The organism is Bradyrhizobium sp. Kon58, from assembly GCF_055807455.1.
On sequence record NZ_JBVVOT010000568.1, the window covers coordinates 1 to 249 of the forward strand.

Consider the following 249-nt stretch of genomic DNA (forward strand, 5'->3'; position numbering starts at 1 on the left):
GGGCGATGATGCTAATCGTCAGGCACTTATCAATGCGCTTAAATCCAAGGTAGATGATGCCAATGGCAATATCGATCTGGAAAAAGCCATGGTTCGTATTGATCCTCGCTCACGCCGGTTTGCCACCGAGCAGCGCCGTGAAATAAGTGTGGCGCAGTTTCTCAGGCAGGATGGAAACAATGTGCCGAGCAATAGCGAGCAAGCTGACGGCGTTGCATCGGCGCTATCCTTTGACCTTGCGCATCGGGC

General features: G+C 53.0%; 1 protein-coding gene. It reads left to right on the top strand.

Annotated elements, in window-relative coordinates; all coding sequences use genetic code 11:
* On the top strand, window positions 1-249 hold a 249-nt coding region (locus AC0L20_RS41520), incomplete at both ends, for a hypothetical protein (RefSeq protein ID WP_473295914.1).